Below are 13,853 nucleotides of genomic sequence, written 5' to 3'. Positions count from 1 at the left end.
CCGGTCAGCAGGCAGGGAGACGGCAGGGATCATGGCGGCAGAGACCATCACGCCTCACGACAGGTTTTCCGCCATTCCGATCCTGTCGCAATTGGCGCAGGAGGGCAGCGCCAAGGGCCACCGTCTGGGCTGTCATCGCCGCATTCCGCCCGCCGAAACCGTAGCGCGGCTGCGCCCGCTTCTGCCCGCGATGGGCATCACCCGCATCGCCGATCTGACCGGGCTCGACCGCATCGGCGTGCCGGTGGCGATGGTGTGCCGCCCGAATGCGCGCTCTCTGGCAGTGTCGCAGGGCAAGGGGCTGACGATTGAGGCGGCGACGGCGTCCGGGGTGATGGAGGCGGCCGAGTTCTATCATGCCGAACATATCGAGCTGCCCTTGCGGCTTGGCTCTGTGAATGAGCTTTCGGCCAGCCTCGCCTTCGCCGATCTCGCGCGCTTGCCCCGGATTTCCGATCTCTTTCACCCCGATCTCGTCATGCTCTGGGTCGAGGGCTGGGATTTGGTCAGCGGCGCCGCGCGCTGGCTGCCCTTTGAATCGGTGCGCGGCAATTTCACTTTGCCGCCGCCGCCCGGCAGCGGCTGTTTCGATTGCGGTACCAACGGGCTCGCCTCGGGGAATTCGACGATCGAGGCGATCTGTCATGCGATCTGCGAGCTTGTCGAGCGCGATGGGACCGCGCTTTGGCATGCGCGTGGACCAGAGGCGCAAGGCGCCACTGGGCTTGATCTCGGCAGCGTCGATGATCCCGCCTGCCGCGAGGTTCTGGCCCGGCTGGAGGCCGCCGATTTCGACGTGCTCGTCTGGGAAACTACGACCGATCTGGGGATTGCGTCTTTCTTCGCGCTGATCTCGGACCGGCGCGCGCCCGATCAGCATCTGGGCCTTGGCGCGGGCACCCATCCGACGCGCGAGATTGCGCTTTTGCGTGCGCTGACCGAGGCGGTGCAGGTGCGCATGACCTATATTTCGGGCGCGCGTGACGATCTGACCGCCGCTGAATATCTGCCGTGCGAACGCCAACGCCGCGCCCGAACCGCGCAGCGCTGGCGCGAGGATCACCGCGCGATCCGCCGCTTTGACGCGGTGCCGGGCCAAATCAGCGACAGCTTCGCCGAGGATCTCGACTGGCTGCTCGGGCGCCTGGGCGGGGCGGGTCTGACCGAGGTCGTCGCGGTCGATCTGGGCAAACCGGCGCTCGGCCTTGCCGTGGTGCGGGTGGTGATTGCCGGGCTGGAAGGCCTGCACGACCATCCCGCCTATCAACCCGGCCCGCGCGCGCGCGCCGTGCTGGAGGGGCGGGCATGAGCGTTCTTCTTTTCGCGGGCCCCTCGCTTCGGCCCGGCGACCTTGACGCGGCTGCGGGGATCGAGCTGCTGCCGCCGGCCCGGCAGGGCGATATCTACCGCGCGACCTGCCGCCAGCCGCGTGCGATCGGGCTGGTCGACGGCTTTTTCGATGGCGTGCCTGCGGTGTCGCACAAAGAGCTTCTCTGGGCGCTCGCCCAAGGCATCCCGGTTTTTGGCGCGGCCAGCATGGGCGCATTGCGCGCCGCTGAAATGGCAAGCTTCGGCATGATCGGCCTTGGCCGGATCTTCGCCGACTACCGGGACGGCATCCTCACCCGCGACGATGAGGTGGCGCTGGTCCATGGCCCGGCCGAGACCGGCTATCTCGGCCTCAGCCTGCCGCTGGTCAATCTGCGCGCGACGCTGGATTATGGTCAACGGCTGGCGGCGCTGCGGCCCGATGAGGCGCAGGCATTGCTGGCTGCCGGTCAGGCGCAGTTCTATCAGGACCGGACATGGGACAGCGTGCTGGCCGTTGGGCTTGACCCGGCGCGCGCGGGCGAGGTGCGCCTTTGGCTGCGCGAGAACCGGCAGGATCAGAAACGGGCGGATGCGCAGGAACTGGTCAGCCGCCTGCGCGCCCATCTGGAAGCGGATGATTGGCCCGAACCGCCGCCCGTTCATTTCGAATGGACCGAGGCCTGGGCCAAGGCGCCGTGGCGCATCGCGGGCGATCCCGTGGATGAGGCGATCCTGACCGAGCTGCGGCTTGAGGGGGACAGCTATCTCGAGACCCGGCGCGCGGCCCTGTTGCGGCGGCTCGCCCGGCAGGCATTAGAGGGCGCCGCGCTGCCGCCCGCCGAGCTGGCTGAGGCGAAGCTCGCCTTTCGCCTGCCGCTCGGTCTGTTGCGGCAGACCGATCTTGCGGCATGGTGCGCCGACAACGGGCTGACCCAGCTGGGCTTTGAGGCTCTGATCGCTGAGCGCGCCGGTCTTGAGGGGCTGGCGCGGCGCGAAGATGCCAGCCTTGGCCCCGAGCTGATCGCGAGCCTGCGCGAGGCCAATCGTTATGCGGATCTGCGCGCACGGGCCAGCCGCAAGGCCGATCTGAGCTGCGAGCGCCGCCCTGCCGCGCCGCCGGTGCCCGTCCTGATCGGCTGGTATTTCGGCACGCGGCTCGGGCGTGCCGTCCCCGAGGATCTGGCCGCCTATGCCGCGCAGCATGGCTTTGCCGGGCTTGACGGATTTTGCGAGGCGTTGGTCGCCGAATACCGGCTGTGCGCTCAATCTTAGGGTGAAAAGCGCTCTGGTTGAGCGATTCTCGCTCCGCTCCCGTTGAATTTGTTCGACAGGCTTTTCGAGCTTGGTTAGTCGTTGAATAGAGGCTCCTTCTGCCAGTTCGGCGGGGCAGGGGCATGGGTCAGGCGCACCATGGCCTGATGCTTTTTCGGAGAATCGTGATGCCTGAATCCCTTGTTGGACCGTCCGAGGTTTATCTTTTCGGGCGAGTCGTCGATGATCTTAAGATCGTCAGCGGCGCAGAGGAAAACCCCGAAGGCGGCTCGGCAGGGCTGGTCGAGCGGCAGCTGCGTAGCGCGGCCTCGGCCTTTGCGCGGATCTATGGTTTCAGCCATGACGGGCTTTATCACGTCCTGCCGCGCCCCGCGCTGTTTCTGGTTCAGGGCGAGGGCGTTTCGCCCGCCAGTCTTTTTGCGCGCGATGGCGGGGCCTGCCCGCCCTGTCCGCCCGATTTCATGGTCTGGGCCGTGGATCGCGGCGATGTCTCGATCCGGCTGGATGTCCAGACCGGCCCGTTTGAGGCGCTGATCGCCAGTTCGTTCGATCCGCGCAACCTGCCGACGGCGGGCATGAGTTCACCGGGGATGAGCTCGCCCGGCATGAGCTCACCCGGGATGAGCTTTCAGGGCATGAGTTTCCAAGGCATGAGCTTCCGGGGAATGAGCTACGGCAGCAAACCCCACGAGACCCCGCCGCCCTCGGGCAAAAAGGGCAAGAAAAAGGATTAAGCCGCGCCGCCGCGCGGCAGGATTGCTGATGTGCGGGATGCGGAAAAAATGATCCCGGAGGCCGTTGCGACGCGCATGCCCCCGGGATCTTTCAGAGAAAACAAACTAACAGGACAATCGGAAACACTCTGAAATCGGTGGGCAACCTCTTTTGGGGTAACTGTGGTTTTCGGCGTCAGGCGGCTTGGGCATCGGCGGGCAGGATCGCCCGTTTGCCCTCATCTCCGGCGCGGTCACGGCGGAGGATCTCGGAAACGGCATCGGCTGCTGCCTGCCAAAGTCTGCGGTCAACAGCGAGACGGGCGACGGCTTTGTCGTGACGCGACTTGCGCAGAACCGCCACGGCCAAAGCGCGATATTCCACGGCAAAACTGGTGAAAAGCTCTTCGAGAAGATGCAGGCATTCTGCGTAGTCATCGGAAAAATTCGACTGCGCCGCCGCACGGCTGGCCAAAGCCAAAGCAATCGCAACGGTCTGCGCTTCGCTGGCCAAGGCGTGATATTCACCAAGGAGCGCCCAGACCGGTTGGCAGAGCTCGGGGAAATCGACAAAAGGCCCGTCGAGCGTGAGCGCCTCGGGTTTGGCGCGCGGCAAAAGCACGGCGCGATTGGCAAGGCCGCAGAGCGCGGCGCTGATCTCGTGGCAATGCGACAGCGAGATCCCAAGACCGGTCATCGCCGCGCGTGCCGTCCCCGCGATCTCAAGCCCGATGGCCTCGATCCTTTCGCAGCTGGCCATCAACGGTCCGTCCGGCCCCTCGACGCGGTCAAGCTCGGTCGCAAGCGCGCCCCAGATCTTTTGTTCGCTGACGCGGATCATTTCAGCCTGCTGCGCCACGGCGCGGGTCAGCGCCCGGACCTCGACGCGGCAATGGTCCAGATCGACCGCCAGACCGCGCAGTCCCAGCGCCAGATCGGCGCCCTCATCCAATGCGATCGCCGAGCGGGCCAGCGATTCGATGGCGGTCAGAAGCGCCTGACTGCGGGGCTGAAGCGATTGAAGGTCGTGATGCGCGGCGGCCTGCAAGCTGCTTTGTGCCTCGGCCGCAACCCGGGCGAGCGCCGAGGCCGGAAGCGCAGGAAACAAGCCCGGCGGGGCATGGCTGGCATTGGCGCGCGCCTGCAATTGCAAGGAGATCATCCCGGCCGCCTGCACCGCTTCGGCCAGGGCGGGCAGTCGTTCAGTTGGGCTGTGTGATGCGACATTCCGGTCCGTCATCTGACACGCTCTCCGGATTGATCTGATTCCGCTGGCTATTTGATAGCATTCTGGGCAGAGACAATCTGTGCGCTAGCGCACGTTCAGCTGAGAGTTGAGCGCGGCGCAGGTCGCGAGGCTGCCGGAGGGGATGGAATGCAGGCGTGCGGGCTATGCTCGGTCTGAAGGATATGGACTGGTTCGTCGGCCTGGAACCGGCCGATCTTGCGCCGATCGAGGCCGCCCTGACCCTGCGCCGGTTCGAGCAGGGCCAGCTTATTTTTGAGCGCGGCACGCCGGGGAATACCGTGCATTTCGTGCTCGAAGGCCGGGTGCTGGCCGTGCATTGGACGCAGGCCGGGCGCGAGATCGTCTATAGCGACATCGGTCCGGGCAGTGCCTTTGGCGAGCTTTCCGTGCTGACCGGCGGGCTGCGCTCGCTGTCGCTATATGCACGCAGTGATTGCAGGCTTTATGAAATGCCCGGCGAGTTGATGCATGAGCTGATCGACATCAACCCCGAGGTGCGCAAGGCGATTATCCGCGGTTTGGTCGAGCGCATTCATTCCTTAAGCGACCGCGTCGAAGAGCTGACGGTTTTCGGCGTCGATGATCGGCTGCGCTCTTATCTGGTGCGGCTGGCGCTGGAACGGGGCGGGCTCGATGCGGGCTCGGTCATCCATGATGTCCCGACCCATGCCGAGATCGCCAATATCGTCGGCGCGAACCGCGAGGCGGTCAGTCGCGGCTTAGCGAAACTTGGCCGCGAGGGCGCGATCGAGGCCGGGCGCAAATTCCTGCGCATCCTGCGCCCGGAGGCGCTGTTTCGCCAAAGAGCGGATTAGACCCGCGCCGCCGGGGCCGGAAAGAACCGGCTCCGACAACGAGGTTCGGTGGCAGGCGCCTTAGACGCGCGCGCCTTTGACCCAGGTTTCGCGCAGGACCGGGGTCTCGCCCAACATGCGGAAGCGGATGAGATCGCCGCGCAACCCTGCCCGGATCTGGCCGCGATCGCTCAGACCGGTCGCCTTGGCCGGATTGGCGGTGACCGTGGCAATGGCGCGCGGCAGATCGTCCCAGATCCCGGCCAGAATGATCGCGCCCGGCAAGAGCCCCGCCGGGACGTAATCCGACGAGAGAATGTCGAGATGCCCGTTCCGCGCCAGCTCCGCCGCCGAGACATTGCCCGAATGCGAGCCGCCCCGGATCAGGTTCGGCGCACCCATCATCACCATGATGCCATGCTCATGGCAGGCCGCCGCCGCCTCGGCGGTGGTCGGGAATTCCGCCAGACGGATGCCATAGCTCGCCGAGGTCGCGACATGCTCGGCGGTGGTGTCGTCATGGCTGGCCAGCACCGCGCCAAGCGCCTTGGCCTTGGCGACCGCATGGGCCTCATGTGCATCGCCGAATTCTTCGCGCAGGCCCTGCAGATGCTGGATATGCGCCTCAAAGCCCGCGTCATCGAGCCCGTGCTTGCCCTTCACATATTGCGCGAGCTTCGAGACATCGCGGAACTGGCGCTGGCCCGGGGTGTGGTCCATCAGGCTGATGATGCCGACGCGGTCCTCGGGGCCGAATTCGTCGATCTCGGCGATCAGCGTTTCAGAGCAGACCTCGGCGCGCAGATGCAGGAAATGGCTGATGCGCAGGGCATCCTTGGCGCGGATCTCCATCAGCTCGGTGGTCAGCGCGCGGGCATATTGCGCGTAATCGGCCGGGCTGTCCTTGGTGATCGAGCCGACACGCATGGCATCGAAGACCGTGGTGATGCCGCAGCCCGCAAGCTCGGCATCATGGGCGAGAATGGCGCTCGCATGGGGCCAGTTGACGCCCGGACGCGGCTGGAGATGGCCTTCGAGGTTGTCGGTATGCAGCTCGACCATGCCGGGCGCGAGATAATCGCCCCCAAGGTCAATCGCCCCGGCGGGCAGGCTGTCGCCAAGGAAGATCTCGGAGATCAGCCCGTTTTCAAGGATGACGCCTCCGGTTTCGACGGTTTCGGGAAGGATCAGGCGGGCATTGGCAAGTATCGTGCGGGTCATTTCAGGGCCTTGCGGATGGCGGACATGAATTGCTCGAGGGCGGGGTCGATCCCGTCCGAATTGTCGATTGTGGTGACGGGGACAGCGAGCCCCTCGGCCCATTGCCCGGCCCGCCGGATACGGGCGGCCAGATCCTCGCCGCTTTCGCGGCCACGCGCGGCCAGACGGGCGGCGAGTATCTCGGGACGGGCATGGATGTAAAGCGTCAGAAAACGCGGAAAGAGGGCGGCGGCCTCGGCCAAGGCGCCACGCGACAGGTTCATCAGGACAATCCGGCCCTCGGCGACCTCTTGGCGGACCGAAGCGGGGATGCCGTAAAAGAGCCCATGCGCCCACCAGGAGAGCGCGAAATCGCCCGCCGCGCGGCGGGCCTCGAAATCCGCGACGCTCGCGGCCTCGAACTCCTCGCCCCCGGCATCGGCGGGCCGGGTGATGACCCGACGCGCCAGATGCAGCCGAGGATCGCGCGCCAGTGCCGCCGCCATCAGCGTATCCTTGCCCGCCCCCGAGGGGCCGACCACGGCAATGGCAAGCCCGGTCTCCTGCGCGGCGCCGGTCATGCGGCCCGCCTTGGCGTGAAGCCCGAGACATCGACCAGCCGGTCGCAGACGCGGGCGCGGGCGGGCTCGTCGTGGAAGATGCCAAGGATCGCGGCGCCGCGCGCTTTGGCCTCTTCGATCAGTGCCAGCACGGTCTCGCGATTGGCGGCATCAAGGCTCGCCGTCGGCTCATCGAGCAACAGGACCGGATAAGGATGAGCGAAACCGCGCGCGATATTGACGCGCTGCTGCTCACCGCCCGAGAAGGTCGTGGGCGACAAGGACCACAAAGCCTCGGGGATGTTCAGCCGGGCAAGCAGCTCGGCTGCCCGCGCCCGCGCCTGATCCTCGGGCACGCCAAGGTTCAGCAAAGGCTCGGCCACGACCTCCAGCGTCGGCACGCGCGGCACAACGCGCAGGAACTGGCTGACATAGCCAAGGGTCTGGCGGCGCAGCGCGATGATCTGGCGCGGCTCGGCCTGCGCGAGATCGAGATCGCCGACCACGACCGCGCCCTGATCGGTGCGGTAATTGCCCCAGACCATGCGCATCAGCGTCGACTTCCCCGAGCCCGAGGCGCCGGTCAGCCCGACGCATTCACCAGAAGCGACCTCAAGATCGGCACCCACCAGAACCGGCAGCACGACACCGCCTTGATTGTGCAGGACGAATTCCTTGCCTGCGGAAGTAATATGGATCATGTCAAACCTGCAGGACAGAGGATACAAGAAGCTGCGTATAGGCATGGCGCGGATCGTCAAGGACCTGATCGGTCAGCCCCGATTCCACGACATTGCCGCCTTTCATCACCATCAGCCGGTCGGCAAGCAAGCGCACCACGGCCAGATCATGGGTCACAATCACCGCAGAAAGCCCCATGCGCCGCACGAGCCCGCGCAAAAGATCCAACAGCCGCGCCTGAACCGAGACATCGAGCCCGCCGGTCGGCTCGTCCATGAAGACGAGCTTCGGTCCCGTGACCAGATTGCGCGCGATCTGCAAACGCTGCTGCATGCCGCCGGAAAACTGGCGCGGCCGGTCATCAATGCGACCCGGATCAATCTCGACGCGGCCGAGCCAATCCTCGGCAGTCTCGCGGATCGCGCCGTAATGGCGCGCGCCCACCGCCATCAACCGCTCGCCGACATTGCCGCCCGCGCTGACGCCCATGCGCAACCCGTCGCGCGGGTTCTGATGCACGAAGGCCCAATCGGTGCGACCCAGATGGCGCCGCTCGGTCTCGGCCATGGCGACGGTATCGCGTCCGCCGTAAATCACCCGCCCCTGATCGGGCGCGAGATGCCCGGCGAGACAAGAGAGCAGCGTCGATTTTCCCGAGCCGCTTTCGCCAACGATCCCCATGACCTCACCCGGCCAAAGATCGAAACTCACGTCCCGGCAACCGACGCGCCCCCCGTAAAGCTTGGTCACACCCCCGACGCGCAGCAGCGGCCCGCTTGCCTCACCCATGTCTTTCATGCCTGAAATATCCCCGCCGGAGGCTCCGATATGTGCCGCATTCATGCCCGGTCCTCCTGACGCGAGGCGCAGTAATCCGTGTCCGAGCAGACAAACATCCGCCCGCCCTGATCATCGGTGATGACCTCATCGAGATAGCTGTCATCCGCGCCGCAGATCGCGCAACTGTGCTGGGCCTTGCTCGCCTCGAAAGGATAATCCTCGAAATCGAGGCTCACGACCTCGGTATAGGGCGGTAGCGCATAGATGCGCTGTTCGCGCCCCGCACCGAATAGCTGCACGGCGGCATTCATCGAGAGTTTCGGATTGTCGAATTTCGGGATCGGCGAGGGGTCCATGACATAGCGCCCCGCGACCTTGACCGGATAGGCATAGGCCGTGGCAATCGCGCCGTGACGGGCTATGTCTTCGTAAAGACGCACATGCATCAGCCCGTAATCCTCAAGCGCATGCATGCGCCGGGTCTCGGTCTCGCGCGGCTCGAGAAAGCGCAAAGGCTCGGGGATCGGGACCTGATAGACGAGGATCTGATCCTCGCTCAAAGCCTGTTCCGGGATGCGGTGGCGGGTCTGGATGACGGTGGCCTCGGCCGTGCGCTCGGTGGTTTCAACCCCGGCGGTGCGGGCGAAAAAGCCGCGGATCGACACCGCATTCGTCGTGTCATCCGCGCCCTGGTCGATCACCTTCAGCACGTCCTCGGGCATCAGACAGGCCGCCGTCACCTGCACGCCGCCCGTGCCCCAGCCATAAGGCATCGGCATTTCGCGGCTGGCGAAAGGCACCTGATAGCCCGGCACGGCGATCCCCTTCAGGATGGCGCGGCGGATCATGCGCTTGGTGTCTTCGTCGAGATAGGCGAAATTATAGGCCTGATCACGCATCTTCATTCTCCGTGGCACCGGCGGGCGCAGCCGCTTCCAAAGCCTCGCGCCGCAGACGCCGGATCAGTTCCAATTCAGACTGGAAATCGACGTAATGGGGCAGTTTGATATGTTCGAGAAAGCCCGTCGCCTGCACATTGTCGCAATGAGAGAGCACGAATTCCTCGTCCTGCGCGGGGGCGCCGGCGAAATCCTCGCCGAGTTCCTCCCAGCGCAACGCCCGATCGACCAGCGCGATGGAAATCGCCTTGCGCTCGGTCTGGCCAAAGCTGAGCCCATAGCCGCGGGTGAATTGCGGCGGCTCTTTCTTCGAGCCGCCGAACTGGTTCACCGTCTCGCATTCGGTGACCTCGATCCGGCCGAAGTCGATGGCGAAACCAAGCTCGGGGATCTCCATCGAGACCGCGACCTCGCCGATGCGCAATTCGCCGACAAAGGCGTGGTTGCGGGCATAGCCACGCTGGGTCGAATAGGCGAGGCCAAGGATGAAGCCCTCATCAGCGCGCGCCAAGGCTTGCAGGCGCAAGGCGCGGTTCGCAGGCAGCTCCAGAGGGGCGCGGGTCAGGTCTGGCGGCGTGGTCTCTTCGCGCGGCTCGTCCTGAATGATCCCGTCCTTGTTCAGGAAATCAAGCACATGCGGGATGGTCGCGGGATCTGCCTCGACCCGCGCAGCCTCGGGCGCATCGCCATTGGCCATGGCCGCGAAATCGAGCAGGCGGTGGGTGTAATCGAAGGTCGGGCCCAGAATCTGGCCGCCCGGCACATCCTTGAACGTCGCCGAGATCCGGCGGCAGACCGCCATCTCGGCGGTCTCGATCGGGGTCGAGCTGCCAAAGCGCGGCAGAGTGGTGCGGTAGGCGCGGATGAGGAAAATCGCCTCGATCAGATCGCCGCGCGATTGCTGGATCGCCAGAGCGGCGAGCTCTGGGTCGTAAAGCGAGCCTTCGGCCATGACGCGGGCGGTGGCAATCGCGAGCTGCCCCTCGATCTGGGCGGCGCTGAGGCGGGGCTCGGCGCGCGGGCCGCGGGTTTCATCGGCGAGCCAGCGATGCGCGGCGGCAATCGCGCGCTCGCCGCCTTTGACGGCAACATACATCAGCGCACCTCGATGGTCGTCGAGCGCGGCAGGCCGGTGACCTGCGCGCCTTGGGTGAAGAAGCAGTCGAGCCCGAGCGGGAAGCGCCGCGCGTTCTCGGCAAAAAGCGCAGGCTCGGGCAAAGCGAAATCGCGGGGCGCGGCCAGACCGGGGCCGGAAATCGTGACCGGCTCGCCCAATGTGACGCCATCGACGATCAGCGTGGTCGAGCGGTCGGGATATTCCGCCGTGCCAATCGGGAAAGCAGCGTAAAGCGGCGCAAGGCTCTCCCAATCGCCCAGAGCAAACGCGGCCTCGGCCGGGTTCGCGGTGAGCGTCGCGCCGGTGTGAAAGGTCAGCCAATCGCGCAAGGCCGGACAATCATGCGCGCCCGCCAGCAGAACCGGCGTGGTGCGGTCGAAAAGCACCAGCGCCACGGTGCCGCCTGCGATCGAGAGCGGCGCGGGCGGCTCGGCGCCCTCGATGTCGCGCGCTTGGCCCGGACGCGAGAGGGCTTGCAGCACCTCGCGGAAGGCGCGGGCCGATTGCGGCGCGGGATCGGCAAAGCCGCCGCTCAAAGCGGAAGAATGCAGCGTCATGCGTCCTCTCCTCGGACGAGGGTGAAGAATTCGACCCGGGTGGCGGCGGCCTTCTCGGCCAGAGCTTGGCGGGCCTGCGCCTCGTCCTCGGCCAGTGGGGCGAGCACGTCGCGGTGCAGCCTCGCGGCCTCGGCGCCTTGCAGCAGCGCATCGACGGCGGCAGCGCGCAAAGCGTGGCTCTTGTCGCGGCCCTGCACATAGGCATGGCCGACGCGGTCGTCACCGAGCTGCAACGCGCAGCGCGTGACCGTGACCTCGCCCAGATTGAAAGGCGCGCCGGTGCCGCCCGTACGCCCCTGCACCATGACGGTGCCAATTTCGGGGGCGCGGGTCAGGCGATGGGCGGGAAGTTCGGGGAAAAGCTCTGCCAGACGGGCAGGCTGCGCGCGGGCCAGAAGGCCCATCCAATCGCGTCGCGTCATCTCGGGTGCATTAGACATCTTGCGAGTCTGTCCAGTGTTCTATACAACTAGACAACAGATAACTCGACAAGTGCTTCGACTCAACAAGAGAGTTGTGAATTTTCCATGACTGAAACCCGTATCGCGATCTGGGAATCGATCCGCGACGCCGTGCGCCGCGACATTAGCGAAGGTTCGTTACAGCCCGGTGACCAGCTCCCGACCGAGGCAGAGCTCTCGGCGCGCTTCGGTGTGAACCGGCATACCGTGCGCCGCGCCTTGGCCGATCTGGCCGAGGCCGGGTTGGTGCGGGCGCGGCGCGGCGCCGGGGTTTTCGTGGCGATGCAGCCGGTGGAATATCCGCTGGGGCGGCGCGTGCGCTTTCACAAGAACCTCGCGCTTGCCGGGCGGCTGCCGGGGCGTCGGCTCGATTTCGTCCGGCTTCAGGCCGCAAGCCGGATCGAGGCCGAGGCGCTTGAGATCGCGCCGGGCGCGCCGGTCTATGTCTCGGAAGGGATCTCGACCGCCGATGAGCATCCGATTGCGGCCTTTCGCGCAGTCTTTCCGGCCGAGCGGCTTCCGGGCTTTGACGAGCTCTTGCGGCGGCTGTCCTCTGTCACCGAGGCTCTGCGCGAAAGCGGGATTTCCGACTATACCCGCGCCGAGACCCGGATCGACGCAGAGCCCGCGACTCCGGTTCAGGCCGGGCGGCTGCATCTGCGCGAGGGCGCGCTTTTGATGGTGACGCGGGGGGTGAACCGCGATGTTGCGGGCGTGCCGGTCGAGTATGGCACAACCTGGTTTGTGGCCGAGCGGGTCTCGCTGGTGATGCGTCCCGAGACCGGCGGTTCGCTGGTGCCCTAGGCTGCGCGCCGCCTGCTGCGGGTGCGGCGAGGGAACCAATCACGGCCCCCGGGGGTTGGTCTGGCGTGTAACAGATCTCATTCGGAGGACCTCATGGGCGAACTGACCGACAAGATCAAAGGTGCGGCGAACAAGGCCGCCGGTAGCGTCAAAGCCGAAGTTGGCAAGATGACCGACAACCCCGAGCTTGAAGCGAAGGGCGAATTGCAAAAAGCCAAGGGCGAGGTGCAAAGCGCCGTTGGCACCGTCAAGGGCAAGCTCGGCGACAAGATCTGACCGCTAGCTTGTAGGTCGCCGCGCCAGATGCAGCGGCTGACCAAGGATGATCGCGCCCTGCCGGATCGGCGGGGCGCGTTTCGTTTGCGCGGCGGGCATGCGGCGGAAGAGGCCGACCACCTCCGGCCCCGCGAAGCTGCGGCCTCTGCGTTAGGCGCGGCTTTCGGCAATGAGGCGATCGACCCAAAGCGGCACGATCTCGCTGGCCGGGCCCACGAGATGGTCGTCGAAATCGCGGCTGACCGCCGAGGTCGCGAGATTGAGCTCGACCGTGCGCGCACCGCAGCGGCGCGCGTGCTGAGCAAGGCCCGCCGCCGGATAGACCTGACCCGAGGTGCCGATGGCCGCAAAAAGATCGGCCTTGGCGACGGCCTCCCAGATCTCCTCCATGCGATAGGGCATTTCGCCGAACCAGACGATATCGGGGCGGGTGCTTGGCTTGCCGCAGGCGGGGCAGGGGTCGGAGGGCGACATCACGGCGGGAGCCTGCCAGCGGTGATCGCAAGCCGCACAAAGCGCGCCGGTGAGCGTGCCATGCATATGGATCACCGCCTCCGAGCCGCCGCGTTCATGCAGATCATCGACGTTTTGCGTGATCAGCGTCAGCTGCGCATGGCCCGCGAGCCGGGCCAGCGCGCGATGGGCGGCATTGGGTTCAGCCGCAGCGGCGGTCGCGCGACGCTGGTTATAGAAGCGATGGACCAGATCGGGGTCGCGGGCAAAGCCTTCCGGCGTTGCGACATCCTCGATCCGGTGATCTTCCCACAAGCCGTCGCTGGCGCGGAAGGTGCGAATCCCGCTTTCCGCTGAAATGCCAGCGCCGGTCAGAACGGCAATCCGCATGAAAGATCAGTTGGCGCAGTAGGCTTCGGCCGTCGTCGCGAAGTTCTTGTAGCGGGCCCAGAAGGCGTTGTCGGCATCGCTTTTCGACATGCGCACATGCTGAGCGGCATCGGCATCCTTGAAGAAACCGGCGGCGCGGCGCTGGTCGGCGCGCGACAGGGTCATATCGGCGACTTGCTGGATGCAGCCGCAGAGCGGGCCATTCTGGGTGCCGCGATCCGAACGGACACAAGCGGAATCAATCGGGCCGGCGACGGCAAAAGGCGTGGTCAAAACCACCGCCACTGCGGCGATCGCGAAGCGGTTCATCATCTCTGTCTCCTCGGTCTTCCCCGG

At 66.0% G+C, this 13,853-nt stretch carries 17 protein-coding genes; 6 read left to right on the top strand and 11 right to left on the bottom strand.

Annotation, left to right across the window (positions count from 1 at the left end; all coding sequences use genetic code 11):
• Positions 1 to 31 precede the first annotated feature (31 nt).
• The 3 genes from JCM7686_RS14095 to JCM7686_RS14085 all read left to right on the top strand — a co-directional run bounded on the left by JCM7686_RS14095 (position 32) and on the right by JCM7686_RS14085 (position 3,317).
• Positions 32 to 1,309 (top strand): YcaO-like family protein, encoded by a 1,278-nt coding sequence (locus tag JCM7686_RS14095; protein WP_020951489.1) that lies wholly within the window; start codon positions 32 to 34, stop codon positions 1,307 to 1,309.
• On the top strand, positions 1,306 to 2,583 hold the full coding sequence (locus JCM7686_RS14090) for a TfuA-like protein (RefSeq protein WP_020951488.1): 1,278 nt from the start codon (positions 1,306 to 1,308) through the stop codon (positions 2,581 to 2,583). The genes JCM7686_RS14095 and JCM7686_RS14090 overlap by 4 nt, the downstream gene beginning before the upstream one ends.
• Positions 2,584 to 2,750: 167 nt before the next feature.
• Entirely contained in the window at positions 2,751 to 3,317 is a 567-nt protein-coding gene (locus tag JCM7686_RS14085) for a hypothetical protein (RefSeq protein WP_020951487.1), read from the top strand.
• 175 nt (positions 3,318 to 3,492) lie between these two features.
• Here the strand turns inward: JCM7686_RS14085 and JCM7686_RS14080 are convergent, their stop codons facing one another.
• A complete protein-coding gene (locus JCM7686_RS14080) occupies positions 3,493 to 4,536 on the bottom strand; it encodes a hypothetical protein (RefSeq protein ID WP_020951486.1) in 1,044 nt (347 codons plus the stop codon).
• A gap of 152 nt (positions 4,537 to 4,688) precedes the next feature.
• Between JCM7686_RS14080 and JCM7686_RS14075 the strand changes: the two genes are divergently transcribed.
• On the top strand, positions 4,689 to 5,360 hold the full coding sequence (locus tag JCM7686_RS14075) for a Crp/Fnr family transcriptional regulator (protein ID WP_041527372.1): 672 nt from the start codon (positions 4,689 to 4,691) through the stop codon (positions 5,358 to 5,360).
• A 60-nt stretch (positions 5,361 to 5,420) separates the two neighbouring features.
• Here the strand turns inward: JCM7686_RS14075 and JCM7686_RS14070 are convergent, their stop codons facing one another.
• Genes JCM7686_RS14070 through phnG form a run of 8 tightly spaced genes read right to left on the bottom strand, consistent with a single transcriptional unit; the run spans position 5,421 to position 11,573 of the window.
• A complete protein-coding gene (locus JCM7686_RS14070) occupies positions 5,421 to 6,560 on the bottom strand; it encodes an alpha-D-ribose 1-methylphosphonate 5-triphosphate diphosphatase (protein ID WP_020951484.1) in 1,140 nt (379 codons plus the stop codon).
• A complete protein-coding gene (phnN, locus tag JCM7686_RS14065; RefSeq protein ID WP_020951483.1) occupies positions 6,557 to 7,120 on the bottom strand; it encodes a phosphonate metabolism protein/1,5-bisphosphokinase (PRPP-forming) PhnN in 564 nt (187 codons plus the stop codon). Before phnN ends, JCM7686_RS14070 begins: the two co-directional genes overlap by 4 nt.
• Complete coding sequence (gene phnL, locus JCM7686_RS14060) at positions 7,117 to 7,800, bottom strand: phosphonate C-P lyase system protein PhnL (protein WP_020951482.1); 684 nt, start codon at positions 7,798 to 7,800, stop codon at positions 7,117 to 7,119. Before phnL ends, phnN begins: the two co-directional genes overlap by 4 nt.
• Position 7,801: 1 nt before the next feature.
• Positions 7,802 to 8,569 (bottom strand): phosphonate C-P lyase system protein PhnK, encoded by a 768-nt coding sequence (phnK, locus tag JCM7686_RS14055; RefSeq protein ID WP_148292677.1) that lies wholly within the window; start codon positions 8,567 to 8,569, stop codon positions 7,802 to 7,804.
• Between the two features lie 50 nt (positions 8,570 to 8,619).
• Positions 8,620 to 9,459 carry an alpha-D-ribose 1-methylphosphonate 5-phosphate C-P-lyase PhnJ gene (locus JCM7686_RS14050; protein WP_020951480.1) on the bottom strand — a complete coding sequence of 280 codons (840 nt, stop codon included), beginning with the start codon at positions 9,457 to 9,459 and terminating at the stop codon, positions 8,620 to 8,622.
• Positions 9,452 to 10,555 (bottom strand): carbon-phosphorus lyase complex subunit PhnI, encoded by a 1,104-nt coding sequence (locus JCM7686_RS14045; protein WP_020951479.1) that lies wholly within the window; start codon positions 10,553 to 10,555, stop codon positions 9,452 to 9,454. The genes JCM7686_RS14050 and JCM7686_RS14045 overlap by 8 nt, the downstream gene beginning before the upstream one ends.
• The gene (gene phnH / locus JCM7686_RS14040; RefSeq protein WP_020951478.1) at positions 10,555 to 11,133 is read right to left on the bottom strand and encodes a phosphonate C-P lyase system protein PhnH; all 579 of its coding nucleotides are present in this window, start codon (positions 11,131 to 11,133) and stop codon (positions 10,555 to 10,557) included. The genes JCM7686_RS14045 and phnH overlap by 1 nt, the downstream gene beginning before the upstream one ends.
• The gene (gene phnG, locus JCM7686_RS14035; RefSeq protein ID WP_020951477.1) at positions 11,130 to 11,573 is read right to left on the bottom strand and encodes a phosphonate C-P lyase system protein PhnG; all 444 of its coding nucleotides are present in this window, start codon (positions 11,571 to 11,573) and stop codon (positions 11,130 to 11,132) included. The genes phnH and phnG overlap by 4 nt, the downstream gene beginning before the upstream one ends.
• An 87-nt stretch (positions 11,574 to 11,660) precedes the next feature.
• Between phnG and phnF the strand changes: the two genes are divergently transcribed.
• Positions 11,661 to 12,398, top strand: coding sequence for a phosphonate metabolism transcriptional regulator PhnF (gene phnF, locus JCM7686_RS14030; RefSeq protein ID WP_020951476.1), 738 nt, complete (start codon positions 11,661 to 11,663; stop codon positions 12,396 to 12,398).
• A gap of 93 nt (positions 12,399 to 12,491) precedes the next feature.
• Positions 12,492 to 12,674, top strand: coding sequence for a CsbD family protein (locus JCM7686_RS14025; protein WP_020951475.1), 183 nt, complete (start codon positions 12,492 to 12,494; stop codon positions 12,672 to 12,674).
• 150 nt (positions 12,675 to 12,824) lie between these two features.
• Here JCM7686_RS14025 and JCM7686_RS14020 read toward each other — a convergent pair whose 3' ends face one another.
• Together JCM7686_RS14020 and JCM7686_RS14015 are read right to left on the bottom strand one after the other, a co-directional pair.
• The gene (locus JCM7686_RS14020; RefSeq protein WP_020951474.1) at positions 12,825 to 13,517 is read right to left on the bottom strand and encodes an NAD-dependent deacylase; all 693 of its coding nucleotides are present in this window, start codon (positions 13,515 to 13,517) and stop codon (positions 12,825 to 12,827) included.
• Positions 13,518 to 13,523: 6 nt separating this feature from the next.
• Positions 13,524 to 13,829 (bottom strand): hypothetical protein, encoded by a 306-nt coding sequence (locus JCM7686_RS14015; protein ID WP_020951473.1) that lies wholly within the window; start codon positions 13,827 to 13,829, stop codon positions 13,524 to 13,526.
• Between the last annotated feature and the right edge of the window lie 24 nt (positions 13,830 to 13,853).

Origin of the sequence: Paracoccus aminophilus JCM 7686 (assembly GCF_000444995.1) — a bacterium.
Classification (GTDB): domain Bacteria; phylum Pseudomonadota; class Alphaproteobacteria; order Rhodobacterales; family Rhodobacteraceae; genus Paracoccus; species Paracoccus aminophilus.
The sequence above is the reverse complement of the archived record's forward strand: the minus strand, read 5'-3'. Positions and strand labels throughout refer to the sequence as shown.